A 1633-nucleotide genomic window follows, 5' to 3' on the forward strand; every position below is an offset into this window, starting at 1 on the left:
GTTCGGGATGACACCGGCACAGGCGCTGACGCTGGGTCCGGTGTCATCCCGAACTGCACGGTGTTGCGGTCCCGCCAGCCGCGCCGGAGGGCGGGCTTGAGCATCGGATGCATGACTGACCCCCGTCTGTCCTGATACATGCCTGCGAACAGGCCTGATGCCTGCCCGTCACCGGGCCGGGTCCGACGAGGGCCCCGGCCGGCGCTGCCAGCATGCCCCGGGCCGCCGAGGTGCCGTCACAAGTTGTCCACAGGTGCCCGAATTCGTCGTACAAATCCGGCGCTCGGTGACCGGATCGTCGGAGAAGCGTCCCGGAGCCGGGACTTCCCCCGGTCCAGCGGGTACGGTCGGGGCGTGCCCGCCGACCCACTGCACCGCGCCGGAACGACTCAGCGCAGCGCGACGAGCCAGCCGACGGACGGCTCACGGGCGAGCGCGATCGAGGTCCGCAGGAGTGCCCGCCGACGGCGGACGGTCTCCGCGTACCGCGAGGGCGATCGCACCGTCGTGCTCATCCCCGCCCGGATGTCCGAGGCGGAGGAGCAGCGCTGGGTGCGCGTCATGCTCGACAAGCTCGCCGCGCAGGAGAGCAGGAGAACGCTCGGGGACGCCGAGCTGGCCGAGCGCGCGCGGCGGCTGTCGGAGCAGTACTTCGAGGGCCGGGCCCGCCCCCGCTCGGTGCGCTGGGTGACCAACCAGAACACGCGCTGGGGCTCCTGCACCCCGTCCGACGGCAGCATCCGGCTGTCCCACCGGCTCCAGGGCATGCCGGAGTACGTCGTCGACTACGTGCTCTGCCACGAGCTGGCCCACCTTCTGGTGCCCGGTCACGGGCCCCGCTTCTGGCGGCTCCTCGAGGCGTACCCGCGGACCGAACGGGCCCGCGGCTACCTCGAGGGGGTGGTCGCCGCCGACCGGCTGCCCCACGTCCCCGGCGCCCGCGACGAGTGACGCCGCCTCACGTCACCGCCTCACGTCAGCGCCCCGCGTCACCGCCCGCACCGCCGCCCGAGGTGAACGCGGAGCGAGGCGCCCTGCGCGTTGTGTACCGGGTCTGTACCGACTTCCTCCCGTGTCCGTGATTGCCGTTAGCCTGGCGCGACGCACTCACAACGGGATGGGGGACGGTCGTACGTATGGCCAGGGAATTCCAACGCGGCCACAAGGCCAGGATCAGTGACCTCACCGCGGGCACGGACCTGTACGTAGGGGTACAGATCTCCGGCCCCGGGCTCGGCTTCGACATCAGCTGCTTCGGACTCGACGCCGACGAACGGCTCTCCGACGACCGGTACTTCGTCTTCTACAACCAGCCGAAGTCGCCCGAGGAGTCCATCCAGCTGCTGGGCGCCCAGGCGGGCGACACGGAGTCCTTCCGCGTGACGCTGGACCGCATCCCGCAGCAGATCAAGAAGCTGTCCTTCACGGCGACCATCGACGGCGCCGGACAGATGTCGCAGATAGGTCCCGGGTACATCCGCATCGTCGCCGGCGGCGAGGAAGTGGCGCGGTACCCGTTCAACGGCTCGGAGTTCTCCACCGAGCGGGCCGTCATGCTCGGCGACTTCTACTTCAAGGACGTGTGGCGCTTCGCCGCCGTCGGTCAGGGCTTCGACGGCGGCGAAGCGCCACA

The 1633-nt window shown here is 70.6% G+C and carries 2 protein-coding genes and 1 pseudogene; 2 read left to right on the top strand and 1 reads right to left on the bottom strand.

Features of this window, described 5'->3' with window-relative positions:
* Positions 1–113 (bottom strand): annotated as a pseudogene (locus CCN29_RS35445) (ThiF family adenylyltransferase); the annotation flags it as partial.
* Positions 114–354: 241 nt separating this feature from the next.
* Here CCN29_RS35445 and CCN29_RS31100 point away from each other — a divergent pair.
* Both CCN29_RS31100 and CCN29_RS31105 read left to right on the top strand, forming a co-directional pair.
* The gene (locus tag CCN29_RS31100) at positions 355–951 is read left to right on the top strand and encodes a M48 metallopeptidase family protein (protein WP_037830372.1); all 597 of its coding nucleotides are present in this window, start codon (positions 355–357) and stop codon (positions 949–951) included.
* Positions 952–1136: 185 nt separating this feature from the next.
* On the top strand, positions 1137–1633 hold a 497-nt coding region (locus CCN29_RS31105), incomplete at its 3' end, for a TerD family protein (RefSeq protein WP_143661420.1).

The sequence above is a fragment of the Streptomyces pseudogriseolus genome (genome assembly GCA_002154585.1).
Lineage (GTDB): Bacteria > Actinomycetota > Actinomycetes > Streptomycetales > Streptomycetaceae > Streptomyces > Streptomyces pseudogriseolus.